The following is a 20,884-nucleotide window of genomic DNA, read 5'->3' on the forward strand; positions in this document are numbered from 1 at the left end:
CTTAAATAAATTACTCAAACTCAGAACGTAATACCGCTAAGATCTCATCGATCGTACCTTCTTCTAATTCCGTTCTACGCTCTAACTCTTCTTTAGATAATGCCAAAACTTGCTTCGCAGTATCTAAACCGATTTTGTGAAGCTCATCTAAAATCCAAGCTTCAATCTCGTTAGAGAATTCTGTCAATTCCACATCCTCATCATCTAGCTCATCCTTAGGTACATCACGGAATACATCGATTTCGTAACCTACTAATTTACCAGCTAACTTGATGTTTTGACCTCCACGACCGATCGCCATAGAAACCTGATCAGAATTTAAATAAACCGAGATACGGCGACGCTCTTTGTCAATAGCCATTGAATTCAACTTCGCTGGGCTTAATGTACGCGCTACCAATAACTCTAAATTATCTGTGAAGTTAATCACGTCGATATTTTCGTTTTGTAATTCACGAACGATACCGTGAATACGAGAACCTTTCATACCTACGCAAGCACCTACTGGATCGATACGGTCATCGAATGACTCTACCGCCACTTTAGCACGCTCACCTGGTTCACGAACAATCTTGCGGATCGTTATCGTACCATCGTAGATTTCTGGAATTTCTTGCTCGAATAAACGCTCTAAGAAGACCGGAGAAACACGAGATAAAATGATACGCGGTGTACCATTCGCCATTTCCACTTTGTGAATAATCGCTTTAATCGTCTCCCCTTTCTTGAAACGATCTTTCGAGATCATTTCCGTCTTAGGCAATACTAATTCGTTGTCTTCGCTATCTAAAAGGATTAATTCGCGACCTAAGATTTGGTATACCTCTGAAGTCACTAATTCGCCTACTAAGTCTTTGTATTTTTCATACAAACCTTCTTTTTCGATGTCCTTGATCTTTTGGATCAAGGTCTGGCGAGCGGTTTGAACTACACGACGACCAAAATCCTCCAGCTTTACAAGCTCAGCCACCTCTTCACCGATTTCGAAATCGGGCTCGATTAACTTCGCCTCACTCAAAGGTATTTTGTCGAAATCCCAAATATCTTCGGAATTATCGTCAACGATTTCGCGGCTACGCCACATCTCTAAGTCGCCGCTTTCGGCATTGATAATGACATTAAAATTCTCGTCGGCACCAAATTTCTTACGAATCATAGTACGAAAAACCTCTTCCAAAACCGCGATCATCGTCGGTTTGTCAATGTTTTTCTCCCGAGCAAAGTCTGAAAATGACGAAATTAATTCAACACTGTTCATTGCTATCTCTTCTTTGTTTATTGAAATGACACTTGTACTTTTATTTTATCTACCTCAGCTAAAGGAAACCAAGTGGACTCTTTAGCTACGATTTTTCTATGCTTCACGGTCTTCTCCGTTAGGATTTCAACCGCCTCTTCCGTGTAAGAAACTAAGGTCCCCTCCACGTTTTCAGCGTCCTTCTTTTTCATCCAAACCTTCACCTTACGGCCTAAGTTCTTTTGAAACTGCCAGCCTTGACTTAAAGGAAAGTCTAAACCCGGCGAAGACACTTCTAAATTATAGGCTTCTTCGATCAACATCCCCTCTTCGATGAAATGAGCTAATTTACGGCTCATTAAAGCGCATTGGTCGATTGTCACACCCTCAATGGTGTCAACTAAAATGGTCACTAAGGTTCTTTTCGTCCCTTGAGACACCGAAAAATCCACTAATAACAAAGGGCCTTCGCCGATGTATTCCAGTGTCCAATCTTTCAGTTTACTCGTTAAATCCATCTTAATTGCTATTCCTACAGGGCTATGAAAACAAAAAGAGGGATTAAAACCCCTCTTCTTTTCCTTAAATTCTGTACAAAGATACGTCAATTTTTGGTAAAAACAAGATTAAGAAGCTTTATAAGAAGACTCTGTCAGATGAGATTGCGATTTTTTTCGTTATTTGCAGTTCGAAATCACTGTAACCAAAGAATGAAATTTGCGTCTATCCTACTCCTTTTTTGTTTAAGCAGCTTGGCGCCGGATAGACAACCCGTCCCACCCGACTCCCCTATTCGCCTGTTTTTCATTCAAAGAAGTACGAATATCAATGTCGCTGTATACGATGCCAATTTGATTGGAGGCAGACTTAATCCCAAAGATCCGGTCAGAACCTATTGGTATAAATTCAACACCAAATCACCCATTGAAGAATTAACGGCCATCCAGCGGACGCTTGCCTATGGCCTCTATACGAGCCCTATTTCTGGCGCAAGCAATACCTATGAAGGTCATTTTTTAGCCTACCGCAAACGAAAATTTGTTGTAAAACAAGATGCAAATGGCATCCCTTATGCTTTGTTCCAAATCAATAACAAGTTGCAAATCCTCAAGCGCGTCTATGTAAAAGTAGACGAATCTAAGTTTCTCACCACGGTGGATTACATCGAGCTTTTTGGCAAGGATCCGGTGACGGGGAGGGATGTATATGAGAAGTTTAAGCCTTAGGCTTTGCATAGCAAAGCGAAAGAATAAAGAATAAAGAATAAAGCACAAAGCATAAAGAGTCCGAAGGAAATGAGTCCGAAGGAAAATCTTTATTCTTTGTGCTTTTTTCTTTATTCTTTAAAATGACCCTAAAAGGGAAATTTGAACGTTCCTCGGTTGCCCGCTATACCCCGTAATCTCCAGAATTTCTTGATTCAGCGCGTTTTTCAACATCCCAGAAAGCTTCCAATTTTTATTGATTTGGTAGTGAATCGATAAATCGGTCCATAAATAAGCGTCCATTGGATTTGCCTGAACGGAATAGCTGGACTCGTCGTAGAAGTAGTCCGTTCTTTGGCCTACATACTGATTATTCATCCCCACAGACCACTTAGCATGGAGCTTGTATTGCAAGCTCAAATTCCACGCATTCGATGGACGACGAATTAAAGACGAATAGGTCGAATCGCGATCGATCATCTCGCCCTTCAAGTGGGTATAATTGAAATCCGCTTGCAACTTCGCTGTTTGATATGATAGCTCGAATTCGATGCCCTGCGTTTTTTGGCGGGAGATATTTTGGTATTTGCCAAAAGGCTCGACATCCATCGACTGAAATACAATCCCCTGATTTACCTCGTTTTGGAAGCCTACGACACGAATTTTCCAGGATTTAAACTTCCTTTCCACTCCTAGTTCAAACGTTTTGCCCTGCTCTGGCTGCAAGTTCAGATTCCCATAAGGAGAGGCTAACTGATAAATCGATGGTGTCTTGAAACTCGTATAGTAATTTACGAACAGCTTCGCCGTCTGCGAAATAGCCCAGTAAGGATTTAAATTATAGGTAAAATAATTCCCAAAAGTCGATTGAGCATTCCACCTCGCCCCCAGCTCATAGCCGATTTTTCGACCATTTTGTTGAAAAGTAGCATAGGTTCCCACAATCTGCTGCGTCTTTTGCTTTTCGCTCAAATCAGGAGAAATATAAGGACCATAGTCGCTGATGGACAGGTCACTTTGCTCCGTTTTTTGGCGTCTAAATTCTGAACCTACTAATAGCGCCGAATTTTCTTTCACAGGAATCTTCACAAAAGCCTCGAATCCCTGACTCAAACCCGCATAGCTTGATAGTCCAAATTTCGACCACGCATTTGCCGGAATATCCGTAGAATCATTCCTGAACTCCCGATGAATCAAATCCTGAAAGGCGCGAACCGTCCAGTTTTTCACTTGATACTGCCCTCTAAACGAATGACTTGTCGCTTTTGAGGTATAATCGCGATCATCGACAAAGGGTCCATTATCTAGATTCCCTTGGTACAATTGCGATGAATAAGAAAAATCAAGATTTCCGTTTTTGCCAAAATCCCTACCCCACTTCACCCCCCAGCTTTGCTGCTTAAATCCATCGGCCTCCGGTTTTCCTTGCGCAATTTTAGCAGAAGAAAAACCGTCAGTGGTATAATTTTGGGCCTGAATTTGCAAGCTATTATTTCCTTTTCGAGTCGACCAGGATATCTGCTCTTGATGAGTTCCCAAACCTCCGCCTTGCAACACAACCTGCAACGACTTCGCATTTTTACGGGTCACTAAATTAATGACTGCCGCCATCGCATCAGATCCATACAGCGTCGACTGCCCTCCTTTTAAGATTTCAATACGTTCAATATTGCTCAGATTGATCAAATTCCAATCCATCACCGACGAAATATGGGATGGATCATTCAATGGAAATCCATCCATCAACAAAAGTACATGCCCTGTATTCGCCCCTCTTACATAGATCTCTTGATTGGTCCCCGGCGCGCTGCGCGCGCCTACCACTGCGACACCTACACTTTGCTGGAGTAATTCACCTAGACTTTTCCCCTGATTGGCCTGGATCATTTCGGCAGAAATCACCGAAACTACTTTTCCTGTGCGGTCTAACTTCTCAGGGTACTTCGGCGCGGAGATGGTGACATCCGCGAGCGTGGAATCTTTTTGAATGGTAAATGGTGAATGGTGAATGGTGGATGAACCCTCCGGACTCATTCCCTCTGGACTAGTGACTAGCGACTCCCGACTAGCGACTGCCGCGAAGCGGCCACTACTGACTACCGGATACTGACCACTGGTAAATGGTGAATGGTAAATGGTGGATGAACCCTCCGGACTCATTCCCTCTGGACTAGTGACTAGCGACTCCCGACTAGCGACTGCCGCGAAGCGGCCACTACTGACTACCGGATACTGACCACTGGTAAATGGTAAATGGTGAATAGTGGATGAACCCTCCGGACTCATTCCCTCTGGACTAGTGACTAGCGACTCCCGACTAGCGACTCCCACTGAAGCTAACGCGCCAGCGATAATTAATACATTTAACATGTTTTTTTGCCCTTTCAGGCCTGTGAAATAAAAAGGTAATCGAACGCTCGACCTCGGATCATCCTCCGTAACGCAAGGTCAAGAATAGGGAAAGGCAGGTCTCCTGACTCATTTCCTTTGCTTTTCGGCCTTCCCAGCGACGCCAGTGACCCTAGATTGAAAAGCTTTTTGAAAACTTACAGTTGCGGGGACAGCTTTGGACTTACACCAAATTCCCTATTAATCAACACCGTTTGAAGCGGCGCAGAACCTTTCGCTGACACAAAGGTAATTCAATTTCTATTTTATCAAGTTGTTGGGCCAAACAATCGAAATATATTCTCCTATTTTGTAAAAAGAAACAGACACGATGGAAACGAAAATACGCTGCCGCTGGTGTGGCACAGATGAATTATACCAAACTTACCACGACCTGGAATGGGGAAATCCAGAGCACCGAGATGACGCGCTTTTTGAACTCCTTATTTTAGAAGGCTTCCAGGCCGGCCTCTCTTGGATCACTATTTTGAAGCGACGCGAAGCCTTCAGAGAAGCCTTCGCGCATTTCGACTATCAGGTTCTTTCTACCTGGTCAGATGAACAGCTCGAAGCCCAAATGCAAAACGAAGGAATTATTCGAAATCGCCTAAAAATCAATGCGGTGCGAACGAATGCGCAGGCTTTTATTAAAATTCAGGAAAAATTTGGTAGCTTTAACCAATATATTTGGGAGTTTGTGGGCCACACGCCTATCCTAAACCACTTTGCCCATCACGGAGAATTACCCGCTAGCACAGAAATTTCTGTCTTACTGAGCAAATCTCTGAAGAAGAATGGCTTCCGATTCGTCGGACCCACCATTTGTTATGCCCTGATGCAAGCGGCTGGATTAGTTAACGATCATACAACCGAATGCTTTCGCCATCCTAATAATAACTAGATGAACAAAAGGATAGTCATTATCCCCACTTTCAATGAGATTGAAAATATCGAAGCAATCCTTTTAAAGGTGTTGAGCTTGGATCCCATTTTCGATGTCTTAATTGTGGATGATGGTTCTCCTGATGGCACTGCACAGGAAGTGAAACGCCTCCAACAAGCGAATGAAGGACGTATCCACTTATTGGAGAGAAAAGGCAAATTAGGATTAGGCACTGCCTACATTGAAGGATTTAAAATCGCCTTAGCGAAAGGGTACGATTTCATCTTTGAGATGGATGCGGATTTCTCCCATAATCCGGATGATTTAATTCGTCTTTTCAAAGCGTGTGCCACACCCGCTGAATTGAAGGCTGAAAACCTAGACGAAGCAGAAGCCGGAAACGGAGACATGTCCATTGGTTCTCGCTATATCAACGGGGTGAATGTGGTCAACTGGCCTATGAGCCGTGTTTTAATGTCCTATTTTGCCGGATTTTATGTTCGTTTTATCACGGGCATGAAAGTGCAGGATGCAACAGCAGGATTTGTTTGCTACCGCAGAAATACACTAGAAACTTTACCATTAGACCAAATCATGTTTATCGGATACGCCTTCCAAGTTGAGATGAAATTTACTACTTGGAAATATGGCTTTAAACTGGTGGAGGTGCCCATCATCTTTACAGACCGCACGAAGGGAACGAGCAAGATGTCAGCGAATATTTTCAAAGAGGCCATCTTCGGAGTGATTCAGATGAAAGTGAATAGTTTGTTCAAACGTTACCAAGCCTAAGATGAGCTATACAGTCTTAAAATCCCTTCATATCATTTTTGTGGTCAGTTGGTTTGCTGGACTTTTTTATCTTCCACGTTTATTGGTTTACCACGTAGAGGCGCAGGATAAGGCTGAACCGGAGAAAAGTATTTTGGCGAAGCAATTCGTGAAAATGCAAAAGCTGCTTTTCAATGCCATTATGATCCCTGCGATGTTTTTGACTTGGATCACTGGCTTATCGCTGATTTATGTGGCCTGGCTATCTAGTTTCTCAAGCCAAGGATGGTTGCATTTGAAATTAGCCTTTGTGGTAGCCATCACGATTTATCACTTCGTTTGTAGACATCTGATTCTTCAATTCAGAAAAGGAAATTTCCTACTTTCAGGTCCACAGCTACGACTATTCAATGAAATCGCTACGATTCTTTTAGTCGCTGTCGTATTTCTAGTGGTGGCTAAAAATACCCTGGATTGGATGTATGGATTAGGGGGATTTGTAATTTTTGCCATCGTCATCATGGCGGCGGTGACTATCGTGAAGAAAATCAGAACGAAAAACTAGGACATCGATCTGTCCATGTCGCGCTTCACATCTTTCTCTTTTATATCATCTCGTTTATCGAAGGTCTTCTTTCCTTTCGATAGGGCAATGTTCAATTTCGCGTAACCCTTATCAGAGATAAATAGGCGCGTAGGGATGATGGTCAAACCCACGTTCTTCAATTCCTTTTGTAATTTACCCAGCTCGCGTTTTGACAATAATAATTTACGATCTCGCAAAGGTTCGTGGTTGTAATGGGTTCCCTCCTCGTAAGCGGAGATGTGCATATTGCGCACAAAGAGTTCATCTTGAAAGAAAACACAATAGGCATCGGTGAGATTCGCTTTTCCCTGGCGAATTGATTTTATCTCCGTTCCCATTAAAACCAAGCCCGCCGTGAAGGTATCGATGAATGCATATTCAAAGGATGCCCTGCGGTTCTTAATTTCAACAGTCTTTTGGATTTTTTCTTTTGCCATTGGGAATAAAAAAAGCCACACAGCTGAAATACTGCGTGGCTAAATTCAGCTATTTGCTATTACTTATCTTCTTTTTTGTCGCCTTTTGTTGCAGCGTACTCTTTGTTCAATCCTTCAATGATTTTGTTTGTTACATCTACAGAAGCATCAGCGAATAAAATTCCGCCACCCACTTTAGAATAACCTAACACAAACTCATACTTGTTTGCTTTGTTTGTCTTTGCGATATAATCACGAATGTTATTGTATAACTCTTCGTTCTTCTTTGCTTGCTCTTGACCTAACTCCGCTTGCTTTTGTTGAGAATATTGTTGCAATTCAGCTCCTTTTTTCTTCAAAGTCATGTCTGCCGCTTGTAACTCTGCTTGAGTCATCGCTGAAGCACGTTGTTGAATTGCTTGTAATTCAGCTTGAAGAGATTGCTCTTTTTGGCCCAAATCAACTTGTAAACGATATCCTTTATTTTCAAACTCCTTTTGAGCGTCTTTGTAAAACTGGTAGTTCGTTAATAACGAATCAGAGTTCACGAAAACAATTCGTCTTCCATCTGCTGCTGTCGAAGCTCCTAAGCCTGCTGACGCGCTATCTGAATTTTGGTAAAATAAAAAGGCAATTGCGATGGTTAAAACGCCCAACCAAGCGTAAGGTAAATTTTTCACGTGTTTATTTTTATTAATTGGATTGACGGCAAATATACAAGGTCTGTATCGTTTGTCCTAAAAAATTATTATTTCTGTCTTAATCTAGCTCCAGCCCAGGTCCAAATGCCACTAAATAAGCCTCCTAGCACACCAGTCACGGCAAATAAAGCGAACACATTCCCCTTCAATGGAAATACTTGAGCCATACGGCCAGGTAGCGTACTTGGGTGTTGTAAATCAAGCCACAAGGCTGCCACGACCCATAAAATAAAGCCCGCCAAGAAGCCCGTTAAAAAACTCGACTTTACAGGCATATTCAATACAAAGGCGATCAACCCAAAGGCCACTCCCATCGCGTACCAGGGCAAATAAATACCCACTAGGGCACCTATCACGATCAATATCAAACTATAAATTAATTTGCTCATAGACTTATTTAGATAAAGTGATTTTCTTACGTAAACGATTCGATTTCTCCTCGGGAGATGTTAAATAAAGAAGAGGTTTAAGCTCTCCTTTGGCCCATGTATCAATCAAATCATCGTAATGACTACTACCCGGATTTCCGGACTGACCGCCTGGATAAACGCCATAGGCTCTCGGTTTACCCTCTTTCGAAAGCTCCACCACCAAACGCCAAGATGGACCCGTCTTCGTTGTGGTAGCATTTACAATCGTTCCACCACCCCCAATCGGGATATTTAAACGAGATAATGCGTCCATCCCTGGAATCAAGTGACGAACACCCGTTTGCTTGTGCTTGTACCAAGCCCACTCAGGCCCCTGAGGACCATGTTGCTTCACAAGCGTATCCACGTTCGCTTGCAAGGACTTCATCACGATATCGGACATCGACTCTTTAGCCGGCGTCTTGGTATCATCCCACCAGCGAGCTGCTGGCTCTGATTTAATCAACTGAATGGTGCGATCCATCGAAGGACGGCTCATCGGAACCTTATCATCGGCAGAGAACTCATCACTCCAAAGACAATCCTGAAGCGTCAACACCCAGTTTTCAAAAATCGTCGCTCCCACAGATTCTGGGCTATTCACTAAATTCCACGATTTCAAGGCCGCTAATGCTTTCGACTGAGCAGCAGTTGGCGATTTCACCTGAGCAAAAAGCAATGGCAATAATTCGCGAGCACGAATATTGAAATTATCGTTTTGGAGACCACGTAAGGAATCCATCGTAATTTTCTCCATCACGGCTAGGCGCTCATTGATACGACGTCCACGCTCAGATGGCGCATATTGCCAGCCCAAATAATAGGGATAGGACGGATCAACCGAGAATTGATTCGCTGAACTCACGAATCCGCGAACCGGATTCTTCACGTGCGGATTATGCGCTTGTGGAATAAATCCTTGCCAATCAGCCGCGGCATCCGTTCCATCTAATAAATACTTTCCTTGCCATTTCGACTTTAAAGGAAACTTACCATTCACCCACAAGGCGATATCCCCTTCATTACTAGCAAACACGAAGTTTTGAGCCGGAGCAGAATAGTAGGTTAACGCTTTCGCGTAATCGGCATAGTTTTTCGCGCGATTCAATTGGTAGAAAGTCGTTAATTCTTGAGATTTCTCATGCGCAATCCAACGAAGCGCGTGTCCTACCGGAATGTTCGAACGGAAGGGTTTTTCATGAGAAAGATAAACCACAGGACCATGGTGTGTGAAGAAAATAGTATCCACCATGTCTTTCTTACCCTTGATTTTAAAGGTTTCGATACGCATGGTCGTTTTCTTCCATTTTCCATCGTGCCAATACTCCTTTTTAGAAGCATCCTTAAACTTCACTTGGTACCAGTCTAACACGTCAGAACCTACGTTAGTTACTCCCCAAGCTACGTTTTTATTGAAACCAATGATCACATTTGGTGTTCCTGGCATCGTAGATCCATAAACATTGACACCGGGTGCAACTAATTGCATTTGGTACCAAATCGATGGAAGAGATAACGTTAAGTGCGGGTCATTCGCTAAAATAGGTAAACCCGAAACGGTTTTATTTCCAGCTACTGCCCAGTTATTCGACCCGATGTTCGGATCTTTTTCTGGCGTAGTCATCGAAGATCCTAAACCAGTAAAGTCTACTGGACCCGCTGGAATAGGTACTGGCTTGAAATCTACTGGCGAACCTACGGGAATGATCGGGCTTTCTTGGAAGGGATAATTAGGGAATAAATCCTCTGCTACCTCGCGACCATACTTGCGTAATATGTTGGTCATCTTCAAATCATCCGTACCAGACGCTAAAACAAAGGACATGTTTTTTAAGAACAAGGCGCTCTTAATTGGTGTCCAAGGCTCAGGACGGTAGTTCAATAATTTGTATTCTAAGGGTAATTGACGGTCTGACAAAGAAGCGATATAGGCATTCACCCCGTCTGAATAGGCTTCTAATGCGGTTTTAGCAGCAGGATCTTCCTTCATTCCTTCGAATGATTTCTCTGCACCATACACCGAACCCATGCGGCGTTGGAATTGATCGGATGCCATTCCTTTTTCGCCTACAATCTCGGAAATACGACCACCTGCAAAGTGTGTTTGGAATTCCATTTGCCATAGGCGGTCTTTGGCGGTCAAATAACCCTGTGCTAAATATAGATCGTGGTCATCCTGTGCGAAAACATGAGGCACCCCCATCTCGTCGTAAACGACTTGAACGGGCTGATGTAATCCAGCGATTTGCAAGGTTTCTTCCGTGGGCTCGCCTGATTCTGGGCTTTCAGCATTCATCCAGAAGCCGTGAAAAGGGCTAAATATTTTTCCAATGGGAGGAATTGTTCCCCAGCTTTGGTTCATCGCATAGGTTAAAAACAGGGCGATGGCCAAAGGAAAAGCAGATTTAATGATTTTCATTGATGAAATAGGGATAAATAAATGAAATATCCGAAGATTTTTTTCTATTTTAGAAAGACAATTTTACAAAATTGTTCCTTTAAGCCCAAATAAATTATCTTTAAAGCTATATGAAAAGACGCACCTTCCTTCAAACATCCACTCTATTGGGCGCAGGCCTAGGCGCGACCGCTAAGGCGGCGACATCAGAGCCTCTCATCATTGCCACTTGGAAAAATGAGAAAGCGAACATCGCAGGTTGGAATAAACTGATGGAAACAGGGAAAGCGCTCGATGGCGTAGAAGCTGGGGCAAGAATTCCGGAAGCAGATCCGAATGATACTTCGGTGGGTTACGGCGGTTACCCCGATCGCGATGGCCACGTGACTTTGGATGCTTGCATCATGGATCACCTGGGCAATGCCGGGTCTGTTACCTTTTTAGAAGGCATTATGCACCCTATTTCTGTGGCGAGAGCCGTGATGGAAAAAACGCCTCACGTGATGTTATCAGGTGCAGGGGCCTTGAAATTTGCGTTAGATCAAGGGTTTAAAGTAGAGAACTTACTCACAGAAAGTTCGAAAAAGGCGTGGGAGGAATGGAAAAAAGAATCCAAATACGAGCCTGTCATTAACATCGAACGACACGATACCATCGGTTTATTAGGGATCGGAAAAGCGGGTGAAATCGCAGGAGCCTGCACCACAAGTGGTTTAGCCTTTAAAATGCACGGACGTGTGGGAGACTCCCCTATCATAGGTGGAGCTGTTTTTTGCGACGATGAAGTAGGAGGCGCTTGTGCGACGGGATTAGGGGAATTCGTAATGAAGACCTTGGGATCCTTCCTGATTGTTGAATTAATGAGACAAGGCAAGTCGCCACAGCAAGCGTGTGAGGAAGCCGTGATGCGCATCGTGAAACGCTATAAATACAAGGAATTTCAGATTGGTTATTTGGCCATCAATAAAAAAGGAGAACATGGCGCCTATGCCATTCAAAAAGGATTTAATTACACCATTACTAAAAACGGGAAAACGCAAGTGCTTGAGAGTGCGTCCTACATGTAAAATTTATGGCAGTAGAAAAGAAAAAATATTTGTTCGAGATTGCCTGGGAAACCTGTAATCAGGTAGGCGGAATTTATACCGTTATCCGGACAAAAGTACCCTCCATGGTCGAAAAATGGGGCGATGATTATGCCTTATTAGGACCGTATTTTCCCCAAACAGCGGCCGCAGAATTCGAGCCCATCACCGTAACCGAGGAAACTCCTTTGGAGCGAGCGGTCTTGAAATTACGCCAAGCAGGTTTAGGTGTTCACTATGGCTATTGGTTGATCACCGGTAAACCTAAAATCGTTTTATTCGAGCTAGATTCCTTGATGCCAGAGGTGGATGCGATCAAAGGACGCATCTGGGATAACCACAAAATCTCCACTTTAGGAGTAGAGGATTTAGTGAATCAGACCATTGTTTTTGGCGAAATGATCCGCCTGCTTTTAACGGAAGTAGCAGAGGAGAACAAGAGTAAAACGCAACTAGTGGCCCACTTCCACGAGTGGATGGCCTCTACGGGTCTACCGGATCTAAAGAAAGACAAGGTCAAAATCTCAACAGTTTTCACCACACACGCGACGATGCTAGGCCGCTATTTAGCGGGCAATGTGCCTAATTTCTACGATGTGATCGAAAACTTCGATTGGTTCAAAGAGGCGAAACATTATGGGATCGAGGCACAAGCATGTTTCGAGCGTGCAGCTGCACAAAAAGCCGACGTATTAACAACAGTCAGTGACATAACAGCCAAAGAATGCCAGTATTTCCTAGGCCGAATCCCTGAATTGATTCTACCGAATGGTTTAAATATCCAGCGTTTCGCTGCCCTTCACGAGCACCAAAACCTGCACTCAAAATACAAGCAAAGCATCTCGAACTTCGTCATGGGGCACTTCTTCCAAAGCCAACCCTTTGACCTAGATCAAACCCTATATTTATTTACTTCGGGTCGCTTCGAATATTCGAACAAAGGATACGACATCACGTTAGATGCATTAGCCATTTTGAATCGCAAGATGAAGGAAGCGGGATCGAAGAAAACGGTCGTGATGTTCTTTGTCACGAAGCAACCTTACCATTCGATCGACCCGGAAGTCTTGCATTCCCGCGCAGTACTAGATGAAATTAGAGAAAACTGCCACGCCATTGAAAAAGAAGTAGGCGAGCGTTTATTCAACGCCTCCGCTTCTTCGAATGATTTACAATTACCGGATTTGAATGCCTTCGTGGATGAATATTGGCGGATGCGTTTGCGTAGAACGGTGCAGACTTGGAAGACGAATGCACGACCAAAAGTCGTGACTCACCTTTTAAAACAAGAGGATGATATCATCCGAAATTTACACCGCACGAATCTCTTAAATAATCCAGAGGACAAGGTCAAAGTGGTATACCACCCCGACTTTATTGTGTCGACGAACCCACTTTTTGGCTTGGATTATGGCCAATTCGTACGCGGCTGTCACTTAGGTGTTTTCCCTAGCTATTACGAACCTTGGGGTTATACGCCTTTAGAATGTATGGCACGCGGGGTACCTACGGTAACTTCAGACCTTTCTGGTTTTGGTGATTATATGATGCAAATTATGCGTGATTACGAACAATGGGGAGTAAGTGTAGTGAATCGCAAAACGCAAAGCTACCAGGAGTCAGCGGAACAATTAGCGAATCTCTTGTTCAAATTTGTGCAGCAATCACAGCGGGATCGCATCACGCAGCGTAACCGCGTAGAGAGTATCGCAGATACCTTCGATTGGTCGAACTTGCGATCGTATTACGATACGGCGCACGAACTTGCGATCATCAAAAAGAAAAGATAGTTAAAGATGCTTCAAGGCCTCGCGTTTACTCAGCGGGGCCAACGCATTATTTCCCACAAAATCCATCACCCATTCCGGGTCTGTTCGAGCGTATTGGCGAAGTGCCCAGCCGATGGCTTTTTGAATAAAAAACTCCTTTGATCCGCTTAAAACTTGAATGGTTTTCGCAAGTAAAACGGTATCCGTTTTATCCTTGTAACCAAGCGAAAAAACGAGACAAAAACGCTGCAGCCAAAAATTCCCTGAATCCATCCAGCGCTGAATCCACACATCGCGATCTTCGGGAAATTTCAAGAAATAGGGACCTAGAATTTGTGGGGCTAAGAAATCAACCACATCCCACCAAGAGTCCTCACCTACCCAAGATTCGAACAGAGCAGGCAAACGCTTGTCCCATGATTTTTTCGCCTGTTTCACGTATTCCATCGCGACATACTGAAACTCCCGTTCCGGCATGGCGAATAGCTGAGAAGATACCTCGAACCAATCTCCTGAGGATCCGTATTGCTTATACAGGTATTTAAATACCTCTTGACGCTCCGGCTTTTTCACACCCAGAAACGGGTATTTCTCTCGCATGTACTTGCGCATCCAAAACGCATTGTCTGCATCTGCTAGATCGCGTAAGGCTTCAGTAATCGCTGGTATAAATTGACTCATCGATTCGTGAAATAAATTTTACCCTTCATCCCTCCATCTTCAATCGCCCACTTCGAGGCGTCAAAAGGCTTGTATCGGATATCCACAAAATTAATCTCATAGAAATTCTTCCAGACCACCCCTTGCTGATCCATCTTCCGAATCCGATTCGCGGAATTAGAAACCACTTCGATTTCTATCTGATTTTGTTCTTGCAAGGTGCCTGAAGGAATCGCTAATTGGAATGGGAGCGACCAAATCATCCCGATCTCTTTTCCATTGATCCGAACTTTTGCCATATCTCGCAGGTCTGTTAGATGTAAGACTTTAGCAGCAGCTAGTTGATCCGAATTTAAGCTTAGATTAAAACGGTAGCGAGCGGAAGGAGAATCTGCTATAGAGGTATCCAAATGCGTGTAATAGGCAAAATCTGGTAAATCAAACGTGCGAGAACCGACGGAAACTTGGAGGTTCTGTGGGGCAACTTCCGTCGTGATTTTTGCTGCAGCTATCGGAGAAGCAGAAGGTATTTTAGCGACCGATTTAATAATCACACTTTGGCCGGGAGCTAAAGAAAGCCAGGCATCTGAACCTTTTTTGCCATAGCTTTTTGTGTCCGTCAAGGGATCCCATACCTCGTAATTTCCAGCGATTTTTTTCAAAGAAATCGACCCCTCCGAAAATTTCGATTGTAAATTCGTCACAAAATAAGCCGCGCCGGCAGGCGTCTTTTTACGAAGGAAGGAAAGGCCATTCGCAGACATCGACTCCGTCGAAACGCCCAGGCGAGTTAACTTATCAGCCGGATCTGAAAGCACGCGCATTAATAAGGCGTTGCGGGCGATTTCCCAACGTTCTTTGGCCTCCTTCGTAGCTCCATAGGTATTCAAATGAAGAGGTAAATGTTCTAAGAAATAGACCGGATAGCCTTGCTTCACCCATTTCGCGAGCAACTCCAGCGTCTCCACGGAAACATAGTGTGCGGCCGGAATTAACAAGACTTTGTAATTTCCACCGGACTTAGTCTTAAAGGTCTTCGTAGGCGTCAGCACAAGATCCGTCAACAAATCATCCGAAATATAGTCCACCGAGAAACCTTTGTTCTGCAATAATTCAGACCATTTCCCAAAAGACGTATTCTTCAACCACACCCGACTATTCGCATGCAATTCTAGGGTGTGCAATTTTCCTGAACCATTATTTTCGTGCCAAACATCTTCCATCGGAAAATACAAGAGCGCATCGCTATCCGTCGGATTCGCCTGCAACATCGTCTGTACATTTTCGATGTATTTATTTAAAGCGGGCATGGCCTCCCAAAAATGACTTTGGGGATTAAAGTTCGTACTCGCGTAAAACAACCAGCCCGGCCACGCGATTTCCGGAGGAGAATAAGTCGCCCCATGGAAGAAGACGTGATTCACACCACCCACAAAAACTTGATCTAAAACCGGTTTCACCTGTGCAATCGAAACCTTGAAGTGATTCCCTAACCAAGTCGCCGTTTCCGCTGAAACCAATTTCTTCCCAGTCAAATTCGCCGCCGAACTCGCTAATTTAAGTGCCCGAATATCCGGAATCCCAAAGGTGGTCGAATCATATTCCGGATCCACTCGGTAGCCTGGAATGTCAAATGGCTTCGATCCGAAAAACTCTGCCTCCGGAATGTCCGCCGCCGCATAAATGTCTAGCAAATTACCCGGAGAACCGTGTGCCTGATTTCGCGAAGTAAAGCCCATCGAATTAATCCAATGATCGAATGGGAGGACAAAATTGCGCTGTAATAGGGTCGATATCGTCCGGTGGTAATCCGCAAAAATTTGGTTTTCTTCCTCCGATTCCGCCTTCTTCTTAGAAAGCACATCGAAGTGCTTTCGCAAATCGTAGCCGTTCAACCGTTGAAATGCAGGGAATAATTCTGGGGTATAATTCCCGCCGTATACTTCGTAGGAATCGTTGTAAATCGCACGCAAAGGTGAATGCGCTTTCTTTAACAAGGGCGCGAAGGTATGGCTGTATTTCGCAAAGGCCTTCATATCGAAGTGATCCATCACGAGGCCTTCGCCGCCGGGAGCGGCGCGCTTAACTTTTTGGCCGGTTAGATCGGTGGAAAAAACGCCGTCTTTAAATTGGTATTTTTTAGCTGCCTCCATCTCGGTGATGGAGGGTCCGCCCAAAGGCCAGCCAGTCCCCATCGTCATATCGATGCCGAGACCTAATCGTTTGGCTTCTTTTAAGGTAAAAAAGAATTTAGCTTGCCAGCCGGGACTTAAATAGTTTTGGAATAAAGACTCTGAACCTTTTGCCCCGTAGATGGGGATGATGTGGAGACCGCCGAAACCGGCTTTTTTAAAATTCTCCAAATTATGTGTAATCCCCTTTTCTGTCACAGCACTTCCGGGCCACCACCAATAGGCCCAGGGTTTCGCCGTAGAAAAAACAGCAGGATCATCGGATGACCCTGCTGCTATAAATTTAGAGGCAAAAAACAGAAGGAGTAAAAAAAATCTTTTCATACCCCGAATTACGTATTTTTAAACAAAACGGCCTAACAAATTCTCTAAGTATTCTTGCTTACCAGAGATCTGAGCAGGTTCTCCCACTTCAACAGCGATTTTGTATAAATCTTCTAATTTCAATTTTCCAGCTGCGTAATCAGCTCCTTTGCCCGAGTTAAAGCTAGCATAACGCTCTGCTTTCAAACGATCCATTTCACCATGTTTCGCGATTTTTTCTGCGATCAATAAAGAACGAGCAATCGTATCCATACCACCGATGTGTGCATAGAATAAATCTTGCATATCTGTCGAATTACGGCGACGCTTCGCATCGAAGTTAATTCCACCTCCCGCTAATCCTCCTTGCTTTAAGATGATGGCCATCGCCTCCGCCCACTCGTAAATGTCCGTCGGGAATTGATCTGTATCCCAGCCATTTTGATTATCTCCGCGGTTAGCATCGATGGAAGCTAACATACCCGCATCCGAAGCTACTTGGCATTCGTGTGCAAAGGTGTGCCCAGCTAAAGTAGCGTGGTTTACTTCTAAGTTTAGACCGAATTCACCTAATAAATCGAACTCACGTAAGAAACCGATCACCGTAGCTGCATCGTAATCGTATTGGTGTTTTGTAGGCTCACAAGGCTTAGGCTCAATAAAGAACTTCCCTTTGAAACCATTGCGGCGCGCATATTCTACGCAAGTATGTAACATACGAGCGAAGTTTTCACGCTCTAATTTCATGTTCGTATTTAACAAGCTCATGTAGCCCTCACGACCTCCCCAGAACACATAGCCTTCGCCACCTAAAGTAATCGTCGCATCGATCGCTCCTTTTAATTGAGCACCTGCATGAGCTACTACTTCAAAGTTCGGGTTCGTCGAAGCACCGTTCATATAACGCTCGTTTGAGAACAAGTTCGCCGTTCCCCACAAAAGCTTCACACCACTTTCTGCTTGTTTTTTGGCAAAAATATCCGTGATAAATTTCACGCGATCGCCGAATTCTTTCGGATCATTGTGGCCATCGATTGCATCCACATCGTGGAAACAATAGTAAGGCGCACCCATCTTCGTAATGAATTCAAAAGCTGCATCCGCTTTATCAGCCGCACGTTGACGCGCATCTGAAGCAACGTCCCATGGGTAATGATGTGTACCAGGACCAAAAGGATCCGCGCCATCTCCGCAGAAAGAATGCCAATAGGCGATTGCAAAACGAAGGTGTTCCTTCATGCTCTTCCCCGCTACAATGCGATTCTCGTCATAATAACGGAAAGCTAAGGGATTATCTGATTCTGCACCTTCAAATTTGATTTGACCAATGCCTTTGAAATATTCTTTTTGACCAATGATTACACTCATGCTTTATAATGCTTAATGATTTTGACTAGTAAAGGCCCAAAACTACATAATCTACCTATTATATACAAATTAAATTTAGCACAGATTAGCACAGCTACAGAATTAAATAAAAATTCTTATTTTGCATAAAATAACCTTTTCAACATGCTTAAAAAACTACTCTCGCTAGTCGCGCTAACGACCCTATTGTTACCCGCGAAAGCCCAAACCTCTTTTAACGCAAACAACCGATTCGAGCAATTAGAATCGACTTTACCTACGCCTAATTCCTACCGGACCGCGAGTGGTTCACCGGGAAAGGATTATTGGCAACAACGCGCTGATTATGACATCAAAGTGGAACTAGATGACATTAATCGCAAGATCATTGGTTCAGAAACAATCACGTATTACAATAATTCCCCAGACGATTTGCCCTATTTATGGATTCAATTAGACCAAAATCTTTTTGAGAAAAATGCCCCTGGCAAAACCACCAAAACAGGAGAAATCAAGAATGGCATCAGCGCTGGTGCTTTCCAAGAATTAACGGACCCGAAAGATTACGGCTACAAAATCACGGCGGTGAAAGACGCAAAAGGCAATCCTTTACGTCACACGATTAATCAAACGATGATGCGTATTGACTTACCTACCCCGTTGAAATCGGGTGCATCGGTGAGTTTTGGCATTGATTGGAATTACTTAATTACGGAATATTATGGCCGATCTGGCTATGAGATTCTAGGCAAGGAGAACATCGCGAATTACTTCATCGCACACTGGTTCCCACGTTTAGCCGTGTACAATGACGTGTATGGCTGGCAACACAAGCAATTCATGGGTCAAGGGGAGTTTACCTTGAATTTTGGGAATTATAAAGTAGCTATTACGGCTCCGAATGACATCGTTGTAGGTGCAGGAGGCGAATTATTAAACCCAAATCAGGTGATGACTGCTACCCAATTAAAGCGTTGGGAGCAAGCAAAAACAGCCACGCGTCCAGTGGAAATCGTGACACAAGACGAAGCGATCAAGGCGGAAAAAAGTGTTCCAACTGGAAAGAAAACCTGGGTATTTAAAGCAGATAACGTACGTGACTTCGCATTCACAGCTTCCCGTAAGTTCATTTGGGATGCGATGCAGGTGGATGTAGAAGGTAAAAAAGTGTGGGCGATGTCCTATTATTCGAAAGAGGGAAATCCACTTTGGGGTAAGTATTCGACGATGGTGGTAGCACATACGCTTCGCTCTTATTCGAAGAGAACAGTGGCTTATCCGTATCCAGTAGCTATTTCTTGCCACGCGACAGCAGGTGGCGGAATGGAATATCCGATGATTTCCTTTAATGGGGGTCGTCCTGAGGCAGATGGAACGTATACGGAGAATGTGAAAAACGGAATGATCGGTGTGATTATCCACGAGGTGGGTCACAACTTCTTCCCGATGATCATTAACTCAGATGAGCGTCAATGGTCTTGGATGGATGAGGGTTTGAACACGTTCTGCCAGTATTTAGCAGAGCAAGAATGGGATCGCAATTTCCCAGCACGCCGTGGAGAGCCACAGACGATTGTTCCTTACATGCGTTTAGATTCGAAGAACCAGGTGCCTATTATGGCGAACTCGGAGAATATTATGGATTTTGGCAATAATGCGTATGCCAAACCTGCTACGGCCTTAAATATCCTGCGTGAAACCGTCATGGGACGCGAATTATTTGACTATGCGTTCAAAGAATACGCACGTCGTTGGGCTTTCAAACAACCGTATCCAGCTGATTTCTTCCGTACCTTAGAAGATGCCTCAGGTGTGGATTTAGATTGGTTCTGGAGAGGTTGGTTCTACGGAACGGAACCAGTAAATCAGTCCATCGAGACCGTAGAATGGTTCGGAATCGATACACAAGATCCAACAGTTAAGAAGGCAGGAGATAAGGCAGTAGCTGAAGCGAAAGCAAAAACGATGTCAGCCATTCGCAATAAAACCGACATCAAGCGTACGGTAGTAGAAGAGAATCCAGATTTGACGGATTTCTACAATACCTACGATCGTTTTGCTCCTACGGAAGCAGATAAAAAGAAATACCAAGACTATATGGCGTCTTTAAATGAGGACGAAAAGAAATTGGTTTCTGAAGGCAAAAACTTCTACGTGGTGAACTTCAAAAACAAAGGTGGCTTACCGATGCCAGTGATTGTTAAATTGAGCTATGAGGATGGCACGGATGAGGTATTGCGTTTCCCTGCGGAGGTTTGGCGCTTGAACGATGTGACGGCGAAGAAGATTATTCCAACTTCAAAGAAGGTCGTGAAGTGGACGCTAGATCCATTCTATGAGATCGCGGACATCGATACGGAAGACAATTCCTTCCCTCGCGAGCCTGCACAACCTACAAAGGTACAATTGTTCAAGATGCAAGGCAGAACCTACAGCGGAGGGCCTAACCCGATGCAAGAAGCCAAGAACGCAAAAGAGAAATCAGGAGCGGTGACTGGATCGAAAAACAACTAAAATTAAAAGCCCCTTTTGC

Annotated in this window: 17 protein-coding genes and 1 riboswitch; of the genes, 7 read left to right on the top strand and 10 right to left on the bottom strand. The window is 44.0% G+C overall.

All coding sequences use genetic code 11. From position 1 onward, the window contains the following. Positions 1-10: 10 nt before the first annotated feature. Entirely contained in the window at positions 11-1,258 is a 1,248-nt protein-coding gene (gene nusA / locus V7S74_RS04600) for a transcription termination factor NusA (RefSeq protein ID WP_377977565.1), read from the bottom strand. Between the two features lie 17 nt (positions 1,259-1,275). After that, on the bottom strand, positions 1,276-1,755 hold the full coding sequence (locus V7S74_RS04605; protein WP_406777585.1) for a ribosome maturation factor RimP: 480 nt from the start codon (positions 1,753-1,755) through the stop codon (positions 1,276-1,278). 192 nt (positions 1,756-1,947) lie between these two features. On the opposite strand from V7S74_RS04605, the gene V7S74_RS04610 reads away from it, so the two are divergent. Then, positions 1,948-2,463: a DUF4833 domain-containing protein gene (locus V7S74_RS04610; protein WP_406777586.1), complete on the top strand. Its 516-nt coding sequence runs from the start codon at positions 1,948-1,950 to the stop codon at positions 2,461-2,463. A gap of 117 nt (positions 2,464-2,580) precedes the next feature. On the opposite strand, the gene V7S74_RS04615 is transcribed toward V7S74_RS04610, so the two are convergent. Beyond that, entirely contained in the window at positions 2,581-4,812 is a 2,232-nt protein-coding gene (locus V7S74_RS04615) for a TonB-dependent receptor plug domain-containing protein (RefSeq protein WP_406777587.1), read from the bottom strand. A gap of 76 nt (positions 4,813-4,888) precedes the next feature. Further along, a riboswitch (cobalamin riboswitch) is annotated at positions 4,889-5,081 on the bottom strand. Between the two features lie 80 nt (positions 5,082-5,161). On the opposite strand from V7S74_RS04615, the gene V7S74_RS04620 reads away from it, so the two are divergent. Genes V7S74_RS04620 through V7S74_RS04630 form a run of 3 tightly spaced genes read left to right on the top strand, consistent with a single transcriptional unit; the run spans position 5,162 to position 7,049 of the window. Further along, positions 5,162-5,731 (top strand): DNA-3-methyladenine glycosylase I, encoded by a 570-nt coding sequence (locus V7S74_RS04620; protein ID WP_406777588.1) that lies wholly within the window; start codon positions 5,162-5,164, stop codon positions 5,729-5,731. Next, positions 5,732-6,505, top strand: coding sequence for a polyprenol monophosphomannose synthase (locus V7S74_RS04625; protein ID WP_406777589.1), 774 nt, complete (start codon positions 5,732-5,734; stop codon positions 6,503-6,505). A gap of 1 nt (position 6,506) precedes the next feature. Then, positions 6,507-7,049 carry a CopD family protein gene (locus tag V7S74_RS04630; protein WP_406777590.1) on the top strand — a complete coding sequence of 181 codons (543 nt, stop codon included), beginning with the start codon at positions 6,507-6,509 and terminating at the stop codon, positions 7,047-7,049. Here V7S74_RS04630 and smpB read toward each other — a convergent pair. The 4 genes from smpB to V7S74_RS04650 all read right to left on the bottom strand — a co-directional run bounded on the left by smpB (position 7,046) and on the right by V7S74_RS04650 (position 11,016). Next, positions 7,046-7,507, bottom strand: a complete 462-nt coding sequence (gene smpB, locus V7S74_RS04635; RefSeq protein ID WP_406777591.1) for an SsrA-binding protein SmpB — start codon at positions 7,505-7,507, stop codon at positions 7,046-7,048. The two genes, V7S74_RS04630 and smpB, sit on opposite strands and share 4 nt — an antisense overlap. A gap of 59 nt (positions 7,508-7,566) precedes the next feature. Further along, on the bottom strand, positions 7,567-8,166 hold the full coding sequence (locus V7S74_RS04640; RefSeq protein ID WP_406777592.1) for an OmpH/Skp family outer membrane protein: 600 nt from the start codon (positions 8,164-8,166) through the stop codon (positions 7,567-7,569). 68 nt (positions 8,167-8,234) lie between these two features. Beyond that, positions 8,235-8,576 (bottom strand): hypothetical protein, encoded by a 342-nt coding sequence (locus tag V7S74_RS04645; protein WP_406777593.1) that lies wholly within the window; start codon positions 8,574-8,576, stop codon positions 8,235-8,237. Between the two features lie 4 nt (positions 8,577-8,580). After that, entirely contained in the window at positions 8,581-11,016 is a 2,436-nt protein-coding gene (locus V7S74_RS04650; protein WP_406777594.1) for a penicillin acylase family protein, read from the bottom strand. A 110-nt stretch (positions 11,017-11,126) separates the two neighbouring features. Here V7S74_RS04650 and V7S74_RS04655 point away from each other — a divergent pair, with 110 nt between their 5' ends. Beyond that, positions 11,127-12,062: a N(4)-(beta-N-acetylglucosaminyl)-L-asparaginase gene (locus V7S74_RS04655; RefSeq protein ID WP_406777595.1), complete on the top strand. Its 936-nt coding sequence runs from the start codon at positions 11,127-11,129 to the stop codon at positions 12,060-12,062. A gap of 5 nt (positions 12,063-12,067) precedes the next feature. Further along, entirely contained in the window at positions 12,068-13,870 is a 1,803-nt protein-coding gene (locus V7S74_RS04660) for a glycosyltransferase (RefSeq protein WP_406777596.1), read from the top strand. On the opposite strand, the gene V7S74_RS04665 is transcribed toward V7S74_RS04660, so the two are convergent. The 3 genes from V7S74_RS04665 to xylA are packed head-to-tail and all read right to left on the bottom strand — an operon-like array spanning position 13,871 to position 18,372. Further along, positions 13,871-14,530 (bottom strand): DNA alkylation repair protein, encoded by a 660-nt coding sequence (locus V7S74_RS04665; protein ID WP_406777597.1) that lies wholly within the window; start codon positions 14,528-14,530, stop codon positions 13,871-13,873. It lies immediately after the preceding gene. Then, positions 14,527-17,025 (bottom strand): glycosyl hydrolase, encoded by a 2,499-nt coding sequence (locus V7S74_RS04670; protein WP_406777598.1) that lies wholly within the window; start codon positions 17,023-17,025, stop codon positions 14,527-14,529. The genes V7S74_RS04665 and V7S74_RS04670 overlap by 4 nt, the downstream gene beginning before the upstream one ends. An 18-nt stretch (positions 17,026-17,043) precedes the next feature. Then, complete coding sequence (xylA, locus tag V7S74_RS04675; protein WP_406777599.1) at positions 17,044-18,372, bottom strand: xylose isomerase; 1,329 nt, start codon at positions 18,370-18,372, stop codon at positions 17,044-17,046. A gap of 144 nt (positions 18,373-18,516) precedes the next feature. Between xylA and V7S74_RS04680 the strand changes: the two genes are divergently transcribed. After that, positions 18,517-20,865 (top strand): M1 family metallopeptidase, encoded by a 2,349-nt coding sequence (locus V7S74_RS04680; RefSeq protein ID WP_406777600.1) that lies wholly within the window; start codon positions 18,517-18,519, stop codon positions 20,863-20,865. The last annotated feature ends 19 nt before the right edge of the window (positions 20,866-20,884 follow it).

The organism is Aquirufa novilacunae (genome assembly GCF_045310505.1).
GTDB classification, from domain to species: domain Bacteria; phylum Bacteroidota; class Bacteroidia; order Cytophagales; family Spirosomataceae; genus Aquirufa; species Aquirufa novilacunae.